The 19,941-nt window shown below is 64.0% G+C and carries 15 protein-coding genes; 11 read left to right on the forward strand and 4 right to left on the reverse strand.

The window, feature by feature from the left end:
* Positions 1-118: 118 nt before the first annotated feature.
* Positions 119-1,036 carry a transcriptional regulator MetR gene (gene metR, locus F6X59_RS03355; protein ID WP_264311850.1) on the forward strand — a complete coding sequence of 306 codons (918 nt, stop codon included), beginning with the start codon at positions 119-121 and terminating at the stop codon, positions 1,034-1,036.
* On the opposite strand, the gene F6X59_RS03360 is transcribed toward metR, so the two are convergent.
* Positions 1,020-1,433: an NUDIX domain-containing protein gene (locus tag F6X59_RS03360; RefSeq protein ID WP_152954534.1), complete on the reverse strand. Its 414-nt coding sequence runs from the start codon at positions 1,431-1,433 to the stop codon at positions 1,020-1,022. The two genes, metR and F6X59_RS03360, sit on opposite strands and share 17 nt — an antisense overlap.
* Before the next feature lie 90 nt (positions 1,434-1,523).
* Here F6X59_RS03360 and F6X59_RS03365 point away from each other — a divergent pair, with 90 nt between their 5' ends.
* From F6X59_RS03365 to F6X59_RS03385, 5 genes are all read left to right on the forward strand, one after another.
* On the forward strand, positions 1,524-5,804 hold the full coding sequence (locus F6X59_RS03365) for a DEAD/DEAH box helicase (protein WP_152954536.1): 4,281 nt from the start codon (positions 1,524-1,526) through the stop codon (positions 5,802-5,804).
* Positions 5,805-6,130: 326 nt separating this feature from the next.
* Entirely contained in the window at positions 6,131-6,400 is a 270-nt protein-coding gene (locus F6X59_RS03370; protein ID WP_152954538.1) for a hypothetical protein, read from the forward strand.
* 81 nt (positions 6,401-6,481) lie between these two features.
* Complete coding sequence (locus tag F6X59_RS03375) at positions 6,482-6,745, forward strand: DUF3077 domain-containing protein (RefSeq protein WP_152954540.1); 264 nt, start codon at positions 6,482-6,484, stop codon at positions 6,743-6,745.
* Positions 6,746-6,905: 160 nt separating this feature from the next.
* A complete protein-coding gene (locus tag F6X59_RS03380; RefSeq protein WP_152954543.1) occupies positions 6,906-8,516 on the forward strand; it encodes an FMN-binding glutamate synthase family protein in 1,611 nt (536 codons plus the stop codon).
* A 23-nt stretch (positions 8,517-8,539) separates the two neighbouring features.
* On the forward strand, positions 8,540-8,830 hold the full coding sequence (locus F6X59_RS03385) for a DUF417 family protein (RefSeq protein ID WP_152954545.1): 291 nt from the start codon (positions 8,540-8,542) through the stop codon (positions 8,828-8,830).
* Positions 8,831-8,866: 36 nt separating this feature from the next.
* On the opposite strand, the gene F6X59_RS03390 is transcribed toward F6X59_RS03385, so the two are convergent.
* On the reverse strand, positions 8,867-10,285 hold the full coding sequence (locus F6X59_RS03390; protein WP_152954546.1) for an amino acid permease: 1,419 nt from the start codon (positions 10,283-10,285) through the stop codon (positions 8,867-8,869).
* Between the two features lie 389 nt (positions 10,286-10,674).
* On the opposite strand from F6X59_RS03390, the gene F6X59_RS03395 reads away from it, so the two are divergent.
* The 3 genes from F6X59_RS03395 to F6X59_RS03405 all read left to right on the forward strand — a co-directional run bounded on the left by F6X59_RS03395 (position 10,675) and on the right by F6X59_RS03405 (position 15,195).
* A complete protein-coding gene (locus tag F6X59_RS03395) occupies positions 10,675-13,812 on the forward strand; it encodes a transglycosylase domain-containing protein (RefSeq protein ID WP_152954548.1) in 3,138 nt (1,045 codons plus the stop codon).
* A gap of 86 nt (positions 13,813-13,898) precedes the next feature.
* Complete coding sequence (locus F6X59_RS03400; RefSeq protein ID WP_152954550.1) at positions 13,899-14,444, forward strand: PadR family transcriptional regulator; 546 nt, start codon at positions 13,899-13,901, stop codon at positions 14,442-14,444.
* Positions 14,437-15,195 carry a siderophore-interacting protein gene (locus tag F6X59_RS03405; protein WP_152954552.1) on the forward strand — a complete coding sequence of 253 codons (759 nt, stop codon included), beginning with the start codon at positions 14,437-14,439 and terminating at the stop codon, positions 15,193-15,195. The genes F6X59_RS03400 and F6X59_RS03405 overlap by 8 nt, the downstream gene beginning before the upstream one ends.
* Before the next feature lie 73 nt (positions 15,196-15,268).
* On the opposite strand, the gene F6X59_RS03410 is transcribed toward F6X59_RS03405, so the two are convergent.
* Both F6X59_RS03410 and F6X59_RS03415 read right to left on the reverse strand, forming a co-directional pair.
* Complete coding sequence (locus F6X59_RS03410) at positions 15,269-15,904, reverse strand: Pr6Pr family membrane protein (protein ID WP_152954554.1); 636 nt, start codon at positions 15,902-15,904, stop codon at positions 15,269-15,271.
* A 1-nt stretch (position 15,905) separates the two neighbouring features.
* Positions 15,906-16,127, reverse strand: coding sequence for a VF530 family DNA-binding protein (locus F6X59_RS03415; RefSeq protein ID WP_008093990.1), 222 nt, complete (start codon positions 16,125-16,127; stop codon positions 15,906-15,908).
* Between the two features lie 164 nt (positions 16,128-16,291).
* On the opposite strand from F6X59_RS03415, the gene F6X59_RS03420 reads away from it, so the two are divergent.
* A complete protein-coding gene (locus F6X59_RS03420) occupies positions 16,292-18,331 on the forward strand; it encodes a TonB-dependent receptor (RefSeq protein ID WP_152954556.1) in 2,040 nt (679 codons plus the stop codon).
* Between the two features lie 222 nt (positions 18,332-18,553).
* Positions 18,554-19,900 carry a carbohydrate porin gene (locus F6X59_RS03425; protein WP_152954558.1) on the forward strand — a complete coding sequence of 449 codons (1,347 nt, stop codon included), beginning with the start codon at positions 18,554-18,556 and terminating at the stop codon, positions 19,898-19,900.
* Positions 19,901-19,941 lie beyond the last annotated feature (41 nt).

The raw sequence follows: 19,941 nt of genomic DNA on the forward strand, positions 1-19,941 counted from the left end.
GACAGTTTGATGAACCCTGCCGAGCGGTGCGGCCAATCGCCCAGTCGACAGCCTGGGGCAACATGAGCGAAACTCAACTCATTGCCCGTTTTCCTTTAAAATTTGCTCGGAGTCAGCTGTGCTGGAGATCCGCCACCTGAAAACCCTTCATGCCCTGCGCGAGGCCGACAGCCTGGTGGAGGCCGCCGAACGCCTGCACCTGACCCAGTCGGCGCTGTCCCATCAGTTCAAGGAGCTTGAAGAGCGCCTGGGCCTGCCACTGTTCGTGCGCAAGAGCAAGCCGATCCGCTTCACCAGCGCCGGCCTGCGCCTGCTGCAACTGGCCGATGCCACCCTGCCGCTGCTGCGCGGCGCCGAGCGTGACATCGCCCGCCTGGCCGGTGGTACTGCCGGGCGCCTGCACATGGCCATCGAATGCCACAGCTGCTTCCAGTGGCTGATGCCAACCATCGACCAGTTCCGCGATGCCTGGCCGGAAGTGGAGCTGGACCTGGCCTCGGGCTTTGCATTCGCCCCCTTGCCGGCGCTGGCCCGGGGCGACCTCGACCTGGTGGTGACCTCCGACCCGCTGGACCTGGCCGGCATCACCTACGTGCCGTTGTTCACCTACGAAGCCATGCTCGCCGTGGCCAACCAGCACCCGCTGGCCAGCAAACCGTACATCGTGCCCCAGGACCTGCTCGACCAGACCCTGATCACCTACCCGGTGGAGCGCGACCGCCTGGATATCTTCACCCGCTTCCTGGAGCCAGCCGACATCGAGCCGGCTGCCGTGCGCACGTCCGAGCTGACGGTGATGATGATGCAGCTGGTGGCCAGCGGCCGTGGCGTGTGCGGCATGCCGCACTGGGCGCTGCACGAGTACAGCTCGCGCGGCTATGTGAAGGGCAAGCGCCTGGGCGAGAAAGGCCTGTTTGCCACGCTGTATGCGGCGGTGCGCACCGACATGCTCGATGCGCCCTACATGCGCGACTTCCTGCTGACCGCCAAGGACACCTCGTTCGCCACCCTCGACGGTGTCAGCGCGGTACGCTGACGGCCTGGCGGTACAGCGGCAGGATCAGGTCGCGGGTCAGCGGTGCCAGCTCCAGTACCGGTGCCTGGTCGGCGGCCAACCACACCACTTCCTCAATCTCCGCCGCCGGGGCCACGGCCTCGGCGCAGTCGACGCGAAACAGTTCGGCCTGCACCTCGAAGCCTGGCTCGTTGGCGGCCGGCGCGCTGAACTGGCCCAGGTGCACTGCCTGGGCGGGGTCGATGCGCAGGCCCAGCTCTTCGAACAGTTCGCGCGTCAGTGCCTGAACCGGCGACTCCCCGGCATCGATCTTGCCACCAGGTTGCATGAACGCCTGGGTGCCACGCTTGCGCACCAGCAGTGTGCGGCCTTGCGGGTCGATCAACAGGGCGGCGGCGATGCGGATGATGTTGGGCATGGGTGGGCTCGCTGAAAAGGCGACAGTCTACAGAAGATCCACGACGAACGGCCCCTTGCCAAGCGCACGCCGACCCGCCATAACCAACGTATGAACCTGCCAGCCCACCAGCACCCGGTGCTCGAGCTGTTCCACCCGGCCGTCGGCACCTGGTTCCGCCGCCACTTCGCCACGGTCACCGATGCCCAGGCCCGTGCCTGGCCGCTGATCCATGACGGCCAATCAATGCTGCTCGCCGCGCCGACCGGTTCGGGCAAGACCTTGAGCGCTTTCCTGGCCGTGCTCGACGGACTGTTCCGCGAGGGACTGGAGCATGGCGGCGAGCTGCCTGCGCAAACCCAGGTCGTCTATGTGTCGCCACTCAAGGCGCTGTCCAACGACATCCGCCTGAACCTGCAGGCCCCGCTCGAAGGCATCAGCCAGGCACTCCAGGGGCTGGGCCTGAAAGCCCCGCGCATCACCACCGCCGTGCGCACCGGCGATACGCCGCAAAAGGAGCGCACGGCAATGCGCAAACTGGCGCCGAATATTCTGGTGACCACCCCCGAATCGCTGTACGTGCTGCTGGGCTCGGCATCCGGCCGCGAAGGCCTGGCCAGCGTGCACACGGTCATCGTCGACGAGATTCACGCCCTGGCCGGCAACAAGCGCGGCGCCCACCTGGCGCTGAGCCTGGAACGCTTGCAGGCCTTGTGCGGGCGCCCGCTGCGGCGCATCGGCCTGTCGGCCACCCAACGGCCGGTGGAGCGCGTGGCGCAATTCCTGGTCGGCCAGCAACGCCCTTGCGCGATCGTCGACGTCGGCCATGCGCGCCAGCGCGACCTCGCCATCGAAGTGCCGCCGGTGCCGCTCGGCGCGGTCATGGCCACGGACGTCTGGGGCCTGGTCTACGACCGCCTGGCGGCCCTCGCCCGCGAACACCGCACCACGCTGGTATTCGTCAACACCCGGCGCCTGGCCGAGCGCATCACTCGTCACCTCAGCGACCGCCTGGGCAAGGAAGCGGTGGCCGCGCACCATGGCAGCCTGGCCAAGGAACTGCGCCTGGACGCCGAACAGCGCCTGAAGAACGGCCAGTTGCAGGTGCTGGTGGCCACCGCCTCGCTGGAGCTGGGTATCGACATCGGCGATGTCGACCTGGTCTGCCAGATCGAGTCGCCCGGCTCGATCGCCGCCTTCCTGCAGCGTGTCGGGCGCTCCGGGCACCAGGTCGACGGCATTCCCAAAGGGCGGCTGTTCGCAACCTCGCGAGACGACCTGATCGAATGCGTAGCCTTGCTCGACTGTATCCGCCTGGGCGAGCTCGACGAACTGCATATACCCAAGGCGCCGCTGGACGTGCTGGCCCAGCAGATCGTCGCCGAAGTCAGCAACCAGGCCTGGCAGGAACAGGCGTTGTTCGACTGCCTGCGCCAGGCTACGCCGTACGCGGAGCTCGACCCAGCGCATTACCAGGCGCTGCTGCGCATGCTCGCCGAAGGCTACAACGGCCGCCAGGGCATCCGTAGCGCCTATCTGCATCGCGATGCGGTCAGCGCCACCTTGCGCGGCCGACGAGGCAGCCAACTGACGGCGCTGACCAGCGGCGGCACCATTCCCGAGAATGCCGACTATGCGGTGCTGCTCGAACCGCAGGCGCTGAACATCGGCAGCGTCAACGAAGACTTCGCCGTGGAGAGCATCGCTGGCGACATCTTTCAGCTGGGTAACGCGTCCTACCGCATCCTGCGGGTCGAGCCTGGCCGGGTTCGGGTCGAGGACGCTCAGGGCCTGCCACCCACCATTCCGTTCTGGCTTGGCGAAGCACCAGGGCGCAGCGATGAACTGTCCGCTGCGGTCGCTCGCTTGCAGTCGCGCATCGACCAACAGCTTGGGCTGAACGAAGGCGATCTTGCAGCGGTGCTGCAGTGGCTGCAGAGCACCTTTGAATTGAGCGAAACCAGCGCCAGCCAATTGCTCGACTACCTAGGCCGCACCCGTGAAGTGCTGGGTGCCCTGCCCTCGCAACAGACCCTGGTGATGGAGCGCTTTTTCGACGAGTCTGGCGGCACCCAGCTCATTATCCACTCGCCCTATGGCAGCCGCATCAACCGCGCCTGGGGCCTGGCCCTGCGCAAGCGCTTCTGTCGCACCTTCAATTTCGAGCTGCAGGCCGCGGCCAGCGAGGACGCCATCGTGCTGTCGCTGTCGACCAGCCACAGTTTCGAACTCGATGAAGTGTGGCGCTACCTCAACAGCCGCAACGCCGAACAGATCCTTATCCAGGCCGTGCTCGACGCGCCCTTGTTCGGCGTGCGCTGGCGCTGGAATGCGGGCGTGGCCATGGCCCTGCCGCGCTTCGTCGGCGGGCGCAAGGTGGCCCCGCAGATCCAGCGCATGAAGAGCGAAGACCTGATCGCTGCGGTGTTCCCCGACCAGATCGCCTGCCTGGAAAACATCGTCGGTGAACGGCAGATCCCCGATCACCCGCTGGTCGAGCAGACCCTCGACGACTGCCTGCACGAGGCCATGGACAGCGAAGGCTGGCTGGCATTGCTGCGGCGCATGGAAAGCGGCCAGGTGCGCCTGCTGTGCCGCGTCCTGCCAGCCCCCTCGCCGCTGGCCTCGGCGATTCTCAATGCACGGCCCTACACCTTCCTCGACAACGCCCCGCTGGAGGAGCGACGCACCCAAGCGGTGCTCAACCGGCGCTGGAATGAAGTGCATGACGGCGACGACCTCGGCGCGCTGGACGCCGATGCCATCACCGCCGTGCAGGCCGAGGCCTGGCCGCAGCCGGGCAATGCTGACGAGATGCACGAGGCGCTGATGACCCTGGGCGCCATCAGCCATGCTGAAGTCCAGGCCAACCCCAGCTGGGACTTGCTGCTGCGCCAGCTGGCCAAGGCCGGGCGTGCCCTGCGCCTGGCCGATGAAAAGCTCTGGTTGGCGCGCGAACGCCTGAACCTGCTGCAAACGCTGTATCCGGCAGCGCGCCTGGAGCCCGCACTGGGGGTACTGCCCGGCTTCGACCAGGCCATCGACCCGGACCGCGCACTGAGCGAACTGTTACGCGCCCGCCTGAGCGGCTACGGCCCGTTGAGCATGGCGCAGATTGCCGCACCACTGGGCAAGCCTGCTGTTGAGGTCGAGCAGGCGCTGGCCCGCCTGGAAGCCGAAGGCTATGTGCTGCGTGGTCACTTCAGCCCAGGCGCATTGGCCGTGCAATGGTGTGAGCGCCACCTGCTGGCGCGTATCCATCGCTACACGGTGAAACGCCTGCGCCGAGAGATCGAGCCGGTCAGCCTGCAGGACTTCATGCGTTTTCTGTTCGACTGGCAGCACCTGGCCCCTGACGAGCGCCTGCGCGGTCCCCAGGCAGTGGCCGAAGTGCTGGGGCAGTTGGAGGGTTTTCCCTGTGCCGCTGGCGCCTGGGAAGCGGAACTGCTACCCGCACGCATCAAGGACTACAGCCCGCACTGGCTGGACGATGCCTGCCGCAGCGGGCAGTTTGCCTGGAGCCGGCTAGCGGCGACGCTGGCGAGCAATACCTTGTCCAGCACACCGTTGGTGTTGCTGCCGCGTGAGCACATGGGGCTGTGGCGTAGCCTCGCCCCTGAGCCGGCTGCAGAAGCCATTGGCGGCCGGGCAAAACGCGTGCTTGAGGCGTTGCAGGCTCATGGTGCGTTGTTCTTTGACGAGTTGACCGTTGATGCCCACCTGCTGCCTAGCGAGCTGGAAACGGCGCTGCAAGAGCTGGTCGGTGCCGGCCTGGTAGGCGCCGACAGTTTCACCGGCCTGCGCAGCCTGATTACCCCGGCGGCCAAGCGCACCTCGCGCAACAGCCGGCGCGGCCACCCGTCGCTGTCCAGCAGCATGGCCCACGCCGGGCGTTGGGCCTTGTTGCGGCGGGGCAGCGGCAATGTCGACGAGCATCAGCGCCTGGAGCACATCGCCCGCGCCCTGTTGCGGCGCTATGGGGTGGTCTGCTGGCGGTTGCTGGAGCGAGAGAGCGATGTACTGCCGCCCTGGCGTGAACTGCTGCGTTGCTATCACCGGCTGGAAGCGCGTGGCGAGATTCGTGGCGGGCGTTTCATTGCCGGGCTGGCCGGTGAGCAGTTCGCCTTGCCGGAGGCGGTCGGGCTGCTGCGGCAGGTACGCCGGCGAGCCTTGGATGGAGGGTTGGTGGTGGTGAGTGCCAGCGACCCGCTGAACCTGATCGGTTCGCTACTGCCTGGGGCGAAAGTGCCTGCGGTCGGTGGCAACCGGCTGCTGTATCGCGATGGCGTGCCGGTGGCGGTGCGGGTGGCTGGGCGTTACAGCTATCTGGTGGATGCCTCGGCGCAGGAGCAGGAAGACTGGAAGCAGAAATTGCTGCGTGACACGCACTAACTGCTTCTGACGAAGGATTCAGACATTTCCTACGCATATGAACTGGCGATCCCGAGCTGAGGAAAATATCCTACAAGCCCTGTCGACTCGCGTCTGATTGTCCCTGGAAACACCGCCCTTTAGGCTTTTCTGGTCGCTGATGTTTAGCGTCCGGGGGTGGAATCCTGGTCAATTACTGAGTTGCTGTCGTCATGGCAGTTGTGCGCGGGAGGCCGCAAAGCCTACCGGGTTTACTCGTAGCCTGGATTCCACACCGCGTACAACTGCCACCCTTCCGTGTGGAATCGGATAGGTCGGCCAATTGGTAACCATACGAGTCGTTCCATATGAAGAAAATAGTCCCCGATCCACCCCATCACTTCGACAAGACCCTCACCAACGCCGTCAGCGAAGGCATCGTGCCCATCGATCACGTGGTGATGAACGTCACTCATTACCTGATGCTTGCCTATAACCATTGCCACCGAATCCTCGATGCCATCGAAGATGACCGCACCCGGGAGTCGCTGGTGAACGGGTTGCGTGCCATGCAGATTGCCTGGGGCCAGGCGGATGCGCTGTCACTGGCTCTGGAGAGGAGTACCAACCTGCATTGAGGTTGGTTTTGCGGGCCTCTTCGCGGGCACGCCCGCGAAGAGGCCATAACAGGCAGTCGAGAAATTTCAGGAGAGGAATCGATGACCACAGACGACACCCAAATCACTGTCGGCAAAACCACGTTCTTCCAAGGCGAACACCAGACCCATCCCCTGTTCCGCATCGAGCCAGGCATTCCTTGCCGCGATGCCCGCGAGCAAGCCTCAGAACTGATGGGCTATGTCCGCGAACTGACCATCATCGGCCTGATGGACGAGAAGCCTATGATGATCTGGGCCTCCCATTACCTGAGTGCCATGGCCAAAGCGCTGATGGATGACGCCGAACTGGGCATGCGCCAGTGAACTCAGGGGTGGCCACCCAATACCCATGGCCACCCCGCATCAACGCCGGGCGAGAATGATTTTCGCTACCCCGATTTTGATTTGCACTGCCACGCAAGTTGGCTATGGTCGGGGTTTGCTCCAGGCCCTGAGCCTGACCGCGCCATCGCAAGGATCCCGTATGAGCCTGTCACTTCTCAGCCGCTATGCCTTCTTCACCGCCTGTGTACTGTTCACCCTGGCGAGCCTGCCGTTCCTCCACCACGAATGGCTGTGGCCGTTCACCCTGGCCACCGGGGTACTCAGCCTGATCGGGGTGTTCGACCTGCTGCAGCAACGCCACGCGGTGCGCCGCAACTACCCGATCCTCGGCAACATCCGCTACCTGGTCGAGGCCATCCGCCCGGAAATCCGCCAGTACCTGCTGGAAGCCGACAGCGACGCCCTGCCCTTCTCCCGCGCCCAGCGCTCGCTGGTGTACGCCCGGGCCAAGAACGAAGCCTCGGACAAACCCTTCGGCACCCTGATCGACGTCTACGAGTCGGGCTTCGAATTCATCGGCCACTCCATGCGCCCGGCGCCACTGACCGACCCGGCAAGCTTCCGGGTCATCGTCGGCGGGCCGCAATGCAGCCAGCCATATTCGGCGTCGATCTTCAACATCTCGGCCATGAGCTTCGGCTCGCTCAGCGCCAACGCCATCCGCGCCCTGAACAAGGGTGCCAAGCTGGGCAACTTCCACCACGACACCGGCGAAGGCAGCATCAGCCCCTATCACCGCGAAAACGGTGGCGACCTGGTGTGGGAACTGGGCAGCGGCTACTTCGGTTGCCGCACCGCTGATGGCCGCTTCGACCCGGAACGCTTCGCCGCCCAAGCCCGCACCCCGCAGGTGCGGATGATCGAGATCAAGATGAGCCAGGGCGCCAAGCCCGGCCATGGCGGCATCCTGCCCAAGCACAAGGTGACCCAGGAAATTGCCGAAACCCGTGGTGTGCTGATGGGCGAGGACTGCATTTCCCCCTCGCGCCACAGCGCCTTCTCCACCCCGATCGAAATGATGCACTTCATCGCCCAACTGCGTGAGTTGTCCGGCGGCAAGCCGGTAGGCTTCAAGTTCTGCCTCGGCCACCCGTGGGAATTCATGGGCATCGCCAAGGCCATGCTGGAAACCGGCATCCTGCCCGACTTCATCGTGGTCGATGGCAAGGAAGGCGGCACCGGCGCCGCGCCGGTGGAGTTCACCGACCACATCGGTGTGCCGCTGCGCGAAGGCCTGCTGTTCGTGCACAACACCCTGGTCGGCCTGAACCTGCGCGACAAGATCAAGCTCGGTGCCAGCGGCAAGATCGTCAGTGCCTTCGACATTGCCAGCGTGCTGGCCATCGGCGCCGACTGGGCCAACTCGGCGCGCGGCTTCATGTTCGCCATCGGCTGCATCCAGTCGCAGAGCTGCCACACCAATAAATGCCCGACCGGCGTGGCCACCCAAGACCCGCTGCGCCAGCGCGCCTTGGTGGTGCCGGACAAGGCCCAGCGGGTACTGAACTTCCACCACAACACCCTGCGGGCGCTGGCCGAGATGCTGGCCGCAGCGGGCCTTGAGCACCCGGCGCAACTGGAGGCCAAGCACCTGGTACGGCGGGTTTCGGCCACCGAGATCAAGCTGTTCTCGCAGATGCATGTGTTCCTCAAGCCGGGCGAGTTGCTGACCGGCGAGATCGATGGGCAGTTCTATTCGCGTATGTGGCAGATGGCGCGGGCCGACAGCTTCGAGCCACAAGCCGCCTGAATAGCTCAGTCGCTGCCAAGCGAATGACCGGGCATTGCGAACAGCAGTGCCCGCGCACAACGCATACCGCCGATTCCCACAGCCTCCGCTGGCACAGTCGCATAGCCATCGCCGGGGGGGCGCTGTGCTCGCTGACGTTCATCATCACCCTGTCAACCATGCTCAGCGTCCCCATCTGGGAAGCGGAATCCGGTGGTTTCCCATGGCTGAACCACTATGGGAGCTTCCTGATCAAGGACACCGCGCTGCTGGGCATCAGCCTGATGATCCTGGCCCAGGGCCTGGCGCCAGCAGGCACGGCAGCGAGCCGCTGACAGCAAGGCCCCGGCTCCAGGCCGGGGCTTTTGGGTTCAGGCGAGGCCGTTGACCGCGCCGGGCTCCTGGCGCGGTGCCAGACGCAGCGTGTAGTACAGCACCGTCAGCACGACCAGGAACGCCGGGCCGATGTACAACGCCACGCGAGTGTCCTCGAAGTACGCCATCAGGCCCACCACCAGCACCAGGAAGGCCAGGGCCAGGTAGGAGCTCAGCGGCCACAGCCACATGCGGTATTTCAACGCCTTCTGCTCGGCGGTCGACAGGCTGGCGCGGAACTTGATCTGCGCCAGCAGAATCATCACCCAAGTCCAGATCGCGCCGAAGGTAGCAATCGACGTCACCCAGACGAACACCTTTTCCGGCACCAGGTAGTTGGCCAGCACGCCCAGCAGCAAGGCAGCGATCGACAGCAGCAGCGCATTGCGCGGCACACCGCTTTTCGAGGTGCGGGCAAAGGCGGCCGGAGCCTGGCCGTTCTGCGCCAGGCTGTAGAGCATGCGCCCGGTGCTGAAGATGCCGCCGTTGCACGATGACAGCGCGGCGGTAATCACCACGAAGTTGATGATGCCGGCAGCAGTCTTGATGCCCAGGCGCTCGAAGGTCATGACGAACGGGCTGCCTTGGCTGCCGATGCCGTCCCACGGGTAGATCGACAGGATCACGAACAGGGCACCGACGTAGAACAGCAGGATGCGCCAGAACACCGAACCGATCGCCTGGGGGATGGTTTTCTGCGGGTTGCGCGCTTCGCCGGCGGTAAGGCCGATCATTTCCACGCCCAGGTAGGCGAACATCACCATCTGCAGCGACATCAGCACGCCGGTCACGCCATTGGGCATGAAACCGCCGTTGCTCCACAGGTTGGAAATGCCCACGGCGACGCCGTCATTGCCGAAGCCGAACGCGATCACACCAATGCCACCGAGGACCATGGCAATGATGGTGACGATCTTGATCAGGGCGAACCAGAACTCGAACTCGCCGAACGCCTTGACCGCGATCAGGTTGACTGCGCCCATGCTGCCCAGCGCCATCAAGGCCCAGATCCAGCGCGGCACGTCAGGGAACCAGATGCCCATGTAGATGGCTACCGCGGTGATTTCCGCGACGCAGGTCACCAGCCACAGGAACCAGTAGTTCCAGCCGGTGAGGAAGCCCGCCAGCGGGCCAAGGTAGTCCTGGGCATAGCGGCTGAACGAGCCAGCGACCGGGTTGTGCACGGCCATCTCGCCGAGGGCACGCATGATCACCAGGATCGCCAGGCCACCAATGATGTAGGAAAGCATGATCGCGGGGCCGGCCATTTCGATGGCTTTGGCCGAACCAAGGAAAAGACCGACGCCGATACAGGCGCCCAGCGCCATCAGACGAATGTGCCGTTCGCCCAGCTCACGCTTGAGCGGGCCGCCCTCGGAGGGCTCGGCAGGGGCAGGATGGTTGCCGACTGGCATAGCAATACAACCTCATTTTGTTATTGGAGTTGGCCTTCGTGCAGCACCGGCCATGCCGATAGGCGTGGCGTTGGCTTGCCAGGCTGGCCTCGTGGGCCGGCCTGTGTGCCGGTCTAGAGCGGCCGGCAGGGCGAAGGGCCGAGCAGTATAGGAAGTCCGATACAGGGGTTTTCGCTGTATAAACAGGAAAATTCAGAGAGTTTTTCGGAGGTGACTGCACCAACCCCGGTTCCGCTGCCACCCTAACAACAACGCCGCAGGAATAAACCCACACCAAAGCCGCATGGCCTAAGCCACTTTTCTCGGCTTCCTACAATTTTTTCACCTGTTCCCGCCAACGTCTAAGCTTCAGACAAGCAAGACGAAAATACCTGGCCGGATAGAAGACTATGGGCGCACTGTGGCAATCGGAACCAACCAGAACGGAAGCATCTGAAGCACCTCCGGCCAAGACGCCACAACCGCAGCCCCCACGTCAGCGCAGGCTTTGGTGGCGGCTGATTTTCCTGATTCTGCTGGTCGCACTGATCGCCATCGGTTTCGCTGCCTACGACGAGTTCCGCACCTCCAACCTGCAATCGCGCGAATTCAGCAAGCTGGCCACCACCCTTACCTATTCGCTGCAGCCAGGGCCGAGCGATGCAATCATCTACCCGGGCGAAGGGCCGTTCGACAAGCGCCTGGGCTACAGCGGGCTGGGCGAGTTCCTGCCACGCCTGCTGAAACGCGATTACCTGATCAGCGAACAGGTGCAGTTCTCTCCGGCCCTGATGCGTTATGTCGAGCATGGTCTGTTCGCCCCCTATATCGAGAAGATCCAGGCCGGCCTGTCGATCACCGACTGCCGGGGCGAGATGCTGTACCAGTACAACTACCCGCAGCACCTGTACCCTGATTTCGCCTCCATCCCGCCGGTGATGGTCAACAGCCTGCTGTTCATCGAAAACCGCGACCTGCTCGATACCAAGGACGTGAAGAACAACCCGGCCGTGGACTGGCCGCGCTTTGCCAAGGCTGCCTATAGCCAGGTAGCCAAGTACCTGGCCCTGCCCGGTCAGTCGGCGGGTGGCAGCACCCTCGCCACCCAGCTGGAGAAGTACCGCCATTCGCCGGATGGCCTGACCGTCAATGGTGCCGAAAAGATCCGCCAGATGATCTCGGCCAGCGTGCGCGCCTACCAGGGTGGCCCCGATACCAGCGAAGCGCGCCACCGGATCGTGCGTGACTACCTCAACAGCGTGCCGCTGTCGGCTGTGCCCGGGCATGGCGAGGTGCATGGCATGGCCGAGGGCCTGCGGGTGTGGTACGGCGCCGATTTCGACCAGGTCAACCAGGCGCTGACCTCCACCGCCACCGACCCGGACAGCATGGCCGCGCGCGGCCTGGCCCTGCGCCAGGTGCTGTCGCTGATGATCGCCCAGCGCCGACCTTCGCATTACCTGTCCAAGGGCCGCGTCGAACTGGCCGAGCTCACCGACTCGCACATCCGCGTGCTGGCGGCCGCCAAGATCATCGAGCAACCGCTGGCCGATGCAGCGCTGGCCAGCAAGGCGGTCTACCGCGACTGGGTCGCCCAGCCGACCATCGTGCCGATCATCACCAACAAAGGCATCAGCCTGGCCCGCAACCGCCTGGCGGCCATGCTCAACCGGCCGCTGTACGACCTTGACCGCTTGGATGTGTCGGCCACCAGTACCCTGCAGGCCGACCTGCAGCTGCAAGTCAGCCAGTACCTGAAAAACCTTGCCGACCCCGAATTCGCGGCGCAGATCGGCCTGATCGGCGAACGCCTGCTCACCGCCAAGACCACCGACCAGGTGAGCTACAGCTTCACCTTGTTCGAGCGCACCGCCGATGGCTCGCGGGTACGGGTGCAGACCGACAGCACCAACCAGCCTTTCGATATCAACGAAGGCAGCAAACTGGAACTGGGCTCGACCGCCAAACTGCGAGTGCTCACGACTTATCTGGAGATCATCGCCGAACTGCACGACAAGTACGCCGGCAAACCTGCAGCCGAGTTGAAGAAAGTCGACGTCGCCGAACTCGACCGCATCACCCAGTGGTCGCTGGAATGGCTGGCACAGAACAGCAAGAACCAGAGCCTGGACGCCATGCTCGATGCGGCACTGGAGCGCAAGTACTCGGCCAACACTGGCGAGGCGTTCTTTACCGGCGGCGGCATGCACGTATTCAACAACTTCCGCAAGGAAGACAACAACCGCAACCCGACCCTCAAGGATGCCCTGCGCGAGTCGATCAACCTGCCGTTCATCCGCCTGATGCGCGACCTGGTGCGTTACGTCACCTACCAGCAGCCGTTCAACCGCGTGCCGCTGCTCAAGGACGACTCCGACCCGCGTCGCCAGGAATACCTGGCCCGCTTCGCCGACAAGGAAGGCACCAGCTACCTGATGCGCTTCTGGAAGAAATACCAGCGCAAGACCTCGCAGCAACGCCTGGATACCTTCCTCGACAGCATGCGCGCCACCCCGCAGCGCCTGGCTGCGGTGCACCGTTACCTGTTCCCGGAAGCCGGCCAGGAAACCTTCAACGCCTTCGTCCGTGCCCACAGCAAGGATGACAAGATCGCCTTGGGCAAACTCACCGACGGCAAGCTGGCGGAAATGTACGAAGCCTACGGCCCCGGCAAGTACGACCTGCCCGACCAGGGCTATATCGCCAAGGTCCACCCGCTGGACCTGTGGCTGCTGGGCTACCTGTTGAAGCACCCGAGCTCCACGCTCACCGAAATGGTCAATGCCAGCCATTTCGAGCGCCAGGAAGTCTACAGCTGGCTATTCAAGAGCCGGCACCAGGGTGCGCGTGACAGCCGCATCCGCACCATGGTCGAGATCGAGGCGTTCCTCGATATCCATCAGCGCTGGAAACGCGTGGGCTACCCGTTCGATCACCTGGTGCCCTCGCTGGCCACCGCCATCGGCAGCTCCGGCGACCGCCCGGCCGCGCTGTCGGAACTGGTCGGCATCATCCAGAACGACGGCGTGCGCCTGCCGACGCTGCGTATCGACACCCTGCACTTCGCCGCCAATACCCCCTACGAGACCAAACTGGTCAGCGACCCGGACCGCGGTGTGCGAATCCTGCCGGTGGAAGTGGCCCGCGCGCTGAAAGGCGCCATGTCGCAGGTGGTCGATGCCGGTACCGCACGGCGCATCTCCGGCAGCTTCAAGCTCAACGACGGCACACCGCTGGTGATGGGGGGCAAGACCGGCACCGGCGACAACCGTATCGAAAGCTTCGGCGCTGGTGGCCGGCTGATCGGCTCGCGCTCGCTCAACCGTACCGCCACCTTCGTGTTCTTCCTGGGTGAAAACCACTTCGGCACCCTGACCGCCTTCGTCCCAGGGCGCTCGGCAGAAGCGTTCAAGTTCACCTCGGCGCTGCCGGTGCAGGTGCTCAAGGGCATGGCGCCGATCCTGATGCCGTACTTGCAGCCGGGTAACCCGAACGAGTGCAAACCACCGCAGGTTGCCATGCATGGCAACGATTCATCTAAAACATAGATGATAATCATCGGCATTTAGCGGCTTGTGTTTAGATATATCTTGAGTAATATCTTTCGATATATCGAAACACAGGGAGCCTCTAAATGCGTGACCATGGCGCACATGACCCTTTTGAACGCCGCCCCGCCCGAGGCGAGCGTGGCCCGCGGGTTTTCGCCCCGGGTGACCTCAAGCTGCTGATGCTGTCGATGCTGGCCGAGCAACCGGGCCACGGCTATGACCTGATCCGCCAGATCGAGAACCTGTTCGACGGCAGCTACACGCCGAGCCCCGGCGTGATCTACCCCACCCTCAATTTCCTCGAAGAAGCCGAACTGATCAGCGGCCAGGTGCACGGCAGCAAACGCCTGTACGCCATCACCGCTGCCGGCCGTAACGCACTGGCCGATCAGGCCGTCGCCCTGGATGGCGTGCGCATGCGCATCGAAGTCAGCAAGCGCGCCCTGCGTGGCCACGAGCGCCCGCCAGAAATCCACGAAGCGGTCGGCAACCTGCGCCATGCCCTGCACATGCACAGTGGCCGCTGGACGCCGGAAGAAATCGAACGGGTGCGCAACCTGCTCAACGACACTGCCAAGGCCATTGCCTCCGGGCCGGCCGATCCAGTCAGGGAGAATCCCCATGAGTGACACCATTCACCGCGTCAACCACGAAATCCGCCAACGTCGCCTACAGGTACTGCGGGTTACCGACCTCACCCCGCGCATGCGCCGCATCACCCTGGGTGGTGACGAATTGCAGGGTTTCACCAGCCTGGGCAGTGACGACCACATCAAGTTGCTGTTCGCTGAAACGGCCGAACAGCAGCAAGCCATCGACGCCCGCAACCTGGGCCGTGACGGCGGTGCCCGGCCGACCATGCGCGAGTACACGCCGCGCCGTATCGACCTGGTGGCCAACGAGTTGGACATCGACTTCGTGCTGCACGGCGACGGCCCTGCTTCGACCTGGGCTGCGCAGGCGGCACCGGGGCAAACCCTGAACATCGCCGGGCCACGGGCATCGATGGTGGTGCCGGATATCTTCGACAGCTACCTGCTGGTGGGTGACGAGACGGCGATTCCGGCGATTGGCCGGCGCCTGGAGGCGCTGCCAGCGGGCCGCCGCGTGCTGGCGGTGATCCAGATCGAGGATGAGCAGGAGCGCCAGCCGCTGCCGAGTGCGGCGCAGGTGGAAGTCATCTGGGTAAAACGAGATGAGGACCTGCTGGCGTTGCTGAAGGAGCTGAACCTGCCCGAAGGCAAGCTGTACAGCTGGGTCGCGCTGGAGAAGTCGCTGACCCGCCTGGCCAAGGCATTGCTTCTGGAAAAGGGCGTATCAGAGGATGCCCTGAAGGCAGCCGCTTACTGGCGTGCCGACGGGACCACAGACGACGAGTGATCTGCGCTCTTCTGTACCGGCCTCTTCGCGGCGGTTCGACGCCTCGATATACCCGCGAAGAGGCCAGCGCAGGTCAAGCCAATCCATACCTTGCCCGCCACCGATCCAGCCCCAGCAAGACCAGGCCAATCCCCCAGAACCCCGCCAACACGCCCAGGGCATTGAGCATCACCTGCCCATACCCCAGGCTCGCCACATCGATGAACGGGTAGGCATACGCCCCTATCTCACTCCCCCGCCACAGCGCATAGCCAAAATACACCGCCGGGTACAGCGCCCACCCCGCCAAGTGCCGGAGCCGCAGGCTGCCCTTGGGCACCTCGAACCACCAGTACAAGGCGAACAGCACTGGCATCACATCATGCAGCAACTCATCCGCCAGCCACTGCCAGCCTTCTGGTTGCCACAGATGCCGCAGCAACACGCTATAAGCCAGTGCCACCAGCACGATGCTGGCCGCCACCGCAGAACTCACCGAGGGCGACAAAAAAAAGCGCCTCGCCGCTGACGCCCGGCCAAAGGCTGCGTAGCTGAGTACCGTCGCCACCAGGGTATTGGTCAGCACGGTGAAATAACCGAACACATTGATCAGCCCGCCAATCAGGCTGGCCTGCTCCTGCCAGCGTGCCAGCAGCACCAGGTAGACCTGCACCGCCAGGCCGAACCAGCCAAGCAACGCCATCGACGTCAGCCAGAGGCGCCGTGGCATATCAGGCCTGGCGCTGCAGCTTCACGTACAACTGCTCGACCTTCTCCCGCGCCCAGGGGGTCTTGCGCAGGAAGGTCAGGCTCGACTTGATCGTCGGGTTGCTCTTGAAGCAGCGCACGTCAACGCGTTCGGCCAGGCCCTGCCATTGGTAGTGCGCCACCAGTTCGGTGAGGATCTGTTCGAGGGTCTTGCCGTGCAGCGCGTTGTGTTGGGCCGTGCTCATGCCAGTGCTCCGTAGGAAAGATGCGCACCTTACACGAGTGTAGTGGCAGGTGGGATCCGTGTTGCCTGCGGAAAAAGCGCTGGCCAGGCGCAAAACCTCTGTGCTGAAATAGTGATGTTATATTGTAACACTAAAAAGCATCTGCCAAGGAACGCCTCATCCCCATGCTGCACATCCCGCTTCGCCTCTCCCCCCTCGCTGTCGCCCTGTGGCTCGCCTCATCACCCAGCCAAGCCGTGGAACTGGAGCCCCAGGTCATCACCGCCAACCCGCTGGGCAACCGTCAACTGGCGGCCCCCAGCACCGTGCTTGAAGGTGACGACCTGCTGCAACAGCAGCACGGCAGCCTCGGTGAAACCCTGAACAAGCAACCCGGTGTAGCCTCCACCTGGTTCGGCCCCGGCGCCAGCCGCCCGGTAATTCGTGGCCTGGATGGCGACCGCATTCGCATCCTGCGCAATGGCGTGGGTGCTCTGGATGCCTCGTCGCTGTCCTACGACCACGCGGTGCCGCTGGACCCGGTCACGGTCGAGCGCGTGGAAATCGTCCGCGGCCCGGCCGCCCTGCTCTATGGCGGCAATGCCATCGGCGGCGTGGTCAACACGTTCGACAATCGCATCCCCGATTCGCCGATCGAGGGCATCCACGGTGCCGGCGAACTGCGCTACGGCGGTGCCGACACCACCCGCAGCAGTGCCGGCAAGCTGGAAGCCGGTGACGGCACCTTCGCCCTGCACCTGGACGCCAACAGCCGCCAGTTCAATGACCTGCGCATTCCCGGCTACGCGCAAAGCGCCAAGGTCCGTGACGCCGACGCGCCAGGCAGCCGCCACCGCCTGGAAAACAGCGACGGCCGCCAGGACGGTGGCGCGATCGGCGGCGCCTACAACTGGGAGCATGGCTATGCCGGGCTGTCCTACAGCCGTTACGACAGCAACTACGGCTCGGTGGCCGAGGCTGGCGTGCGCCTGGACATGAAGCAGGACCACTACGCCTTTGCCTCGGAACTGCGCGACCTGGACGGCCCGTTCAGCTCGGTCAAGGTCGATGCTGGCTACACCGACTACGAGCACAGCGAGATCGAGGAAGGCGAGGTACACACCACCTTCAAGAACAAGGGCTATGAGGCCCGTATCGAAGCCCGTCATCAGCCGCTCGGCCCGCTTGAAGGCGTGATCGGCGCACAGGTCAGTCGCAACGCGTTTTCGGCGCTGGGCGAGGAAGCCTTCGTTCCGCACACCGACACCGACAGCCTGGCGCTGTTCATGCTCGAACAATGGCAGGCCACCGAGCGCCTGAACCTGAGCCTTGGCGCCCGCCTGGAACATACCCGGGTCGACCCCGACGCCAAGGGCAATGAAAACTTCGTCGATGCCGACAGCGCCAGCAGCTTCAATGCGTTCAGCCTGTCCTCAGGCGCGGTGTACCAGCTCGACCCGATCTGGTCGCTGGCTGCCAACCTCGGCTACACCGAACGCGCCCCGACGTTCTACGAGCTTTACGCCAACGGCGCCCACGTGGCCACCGGCGCTTTCGAAGTCGGTGATGCCAGCCTGAACAAGGAAAAAGCCATCTCCGCCGACCTGGCCCTGCGCTTCGACAACGGCACCCACAAGGGCAGCGTCGGGGTGTTCTACAGCCACTTTCGCAACTACATCGGCCTGATCGGTACGGGCAACCTGCGTGAAGGCCATGACCATGACGAGGATGATCACGACCACGATCATGACGATGGTGGCTTCCCCGAATACCGTTACCAAGGCGTGCGTGCACGCTTCTACGGCATCGAGGCACAAGATCGCTGGAAGCTGCTGGAAAACCGCTATGGCAGCTTCGCGCTGGAACTGTCGGGCGACTACACCCGGGCCAAGAACCTCGACAGCGGCGAGCCATTGCCGCGTATTGCCCCACTACGGCTGAACAGCGGACTGGTATGGGAACTGGACCGCTGGCAGGCACGGGTGGATGTGCAACATGCCGCATCACAGCATCGCAAGCCTGAGAACGAGACCCGTACCGATGGCTACACCACGCTCGGGGCCAGCGTCGGCTACCGCTTCGACATCGGCCAGAGCCAGTGGCTGGCCTTCGTGCGCGGCGAGAACCTGACCGACCAGACCGTGCGCTATGCCAGTTCGATCCTGCGGGATATCGCGCCAGCACCGGGGCGCAGCGTGGAAGTTGGACTGCGGACCAGCTTCTAAGCCGCGAGGGGGCTGCCAAGCAGCCCCTTTCTCAGCGGACTGTTACCGGATCAGCAACAATCAACTGCGACAATTTGTCTTTTTTTCTTACAACTTCCCCTATATTCTCCCCGCCGCAAGCTGAATCGCTTCATCCAGCATTCCCAATTGCCTTTTCCATCGAAGAGCCCGCTCATCGGTGCGCTTGCCATTTGCTCAACAATCAAAAGATAGCGCTATCTCATGTTCCAGCTGCCCAAAACCCGCTACACCAGTTTTGCCCTCATCGCCTTTACCGCCAGCCTGCCAGGCACGGCCAGCGCCAGCGAACCCTTCGCCAAGGACTCCCCCTGGATGTTCGGCGACTGGGGCGGCAGCCGCACCGAGCTGCTGGAAAAAGGCTACGACTTCACCCTCGGCTACACCGGCGAGATGGGCAGCAACCTGCACGGCGGCTACGACCACGACCGCACGGCACGCTACAGCGACCAGTTCACCTTTGGCAGCCACCTGGACCTGGAGAAGATCCTCGGCTGGAACGACACCGAGTTCCAGCTGACTATCACCGAACGCCACGGCGACAACATCAGCAACGACCGTATCAACGACCCGCGGGTCGGCGGCTTCACTTCGGCCCAGGAGGTCTGGGGCCGTGGCGAAACCTGGCGGCTGACGCAAATGTGGATCAAGCAGCAATACTTCGACGGCGCCCTGGACGTGAAAGTCGGCCGTTTCGGCGAAGGTGAGGATTTCAACAGCTTCCCTTGCGACTTCCAGAACCTGGCCTTCTGCGGCTCGCAGGTGGGCAACTGGGTCGGTGGCATCTGGTACAACTGGCCGGTCAGCCAGTGGGCCATGCGCGTGCGCTACAACCTCAACCCCGAGCTGTACGCCCAGCTAGGCGTGTATGAGCAGAACCCATCCAATCTCGAATCAGGCAACGGCTTCAAGCTCAGCGGCAGCGGCACGCAGGGCGCGGTGATGCCGATCGAACTGGTATGGACCCCACGTATCCAAGAACTGAAAGGGGAATATCGCGCCGGCTACTACTACAGTAATGCCAAGGCACAGGATGTTCTCAAGGACAGCAACGGCCAGCCGGCTGCCCTCAGCGGCGCCGCCTACCGCAGCAGTTCGAGCAAGCACGGCTTGTGGCTCGGGGCCCAGCAGCAGGTCACCTCGCAGGCCACCGACCAGTCGCGCGGCCTGAGCCTTTTCGCCAACGCCACGGTGCACGACAAGAAGACCAATGTCATCGACAACTACGTTCAGGCTGGACTGGTTTACAAGGGCCCCTTCGACGCCCGTGCCAAGGACGACATCGGCTTCGCCGTCGCCCGCGTGCACGCCAACCCGGCCTACCGCAAGAATGCCCGCCTGGCCAATCAGGTGGCCGGCCTCGACGACTACGACAACCCGGGCTACCTGCCGGTGCAAGACACCGAGTACAGCGCCGAACTCTATTACGGCATTCACCTGGCCGACTGGCTCACGGTGCGCCCGAACCTGCAGTACATCCGCCATCCGGGCGGGGTGTCGCAGGTTGACAGCGCGCTGATCGGCGGCCTGAAGATTCAAAGCACGTTCTGACCACCTTCACACTGACTACCTTCAAAAAAGGGAGAACCTAC

This window comes from Pseudomonas sp. MN1F, from assembly GCF_009391885.1.
GTDB lineage: Bacteria > Pseudomonadota > Gammaproteobacteria > Pseudomonadales > Pseudomonadaceae > Aquipseudomonas.